A 496-nucleotide genomic window follows, 5' to 3' on the forward strand; every position below is an offset into this window, starting at 1 on the left:
TCATGGGCCAGAGCACCGCGCTGAACACCATCGCCCAACGCCTGCAAGCCTACCGCGCCGGCCTCACCGACCCGCAAAAACCGGTCGGCGTGTTCCTGCTGGTCGGCCCCACCGGCGTCGGCAAAACCGAAACCGCTTACGCCCTGGCCGACGCGCTGTATGGCGGCGAACGCAACCTGATCAGCATCAACCTTTCCGAATACCAGGAAGCCCACACCGTCAGCCAACTCAAAGGCGCCCCACCCGGCTACGTCGGCTACGGCAGCGGCGGTGTACTCACCGAAGCGGTGCGGCGCAAACCCTATTCGGTGGTGCTGCTCGACGAAATCGAAAAGGCCCACCCGGACGTGCTCGAAGCTTTCTACAACGTCTTCGACAAAGGCGTGATGGAAGACGGCACCGGGCTGGTGGTGGACTTCAAAAACACCGTAATGCTCGCCACCAGCAACGTCGGGGCTGAGTTGCTGCTCGACACACCGACCGCGCAACTGGGCAC

1 protein-coding gene is annotated in these 496 nt (G+C 63.3%); it reads left to right on the forward strand.

Features of this window, described 5'->3' with window-relative positions; all coding sequences use genetic code 11:
- On the forward strand, positions 1-496 hold a 496-nt coding region (locus AC1DLB_RS31920; RefSeq protein WP_477786522.1), incomplete at both ends, for an AAA family ATPase.

The sequence above is a fragment of the Pseudomonas sp. 05N434 genome (genome assembly GCF_056396965.1).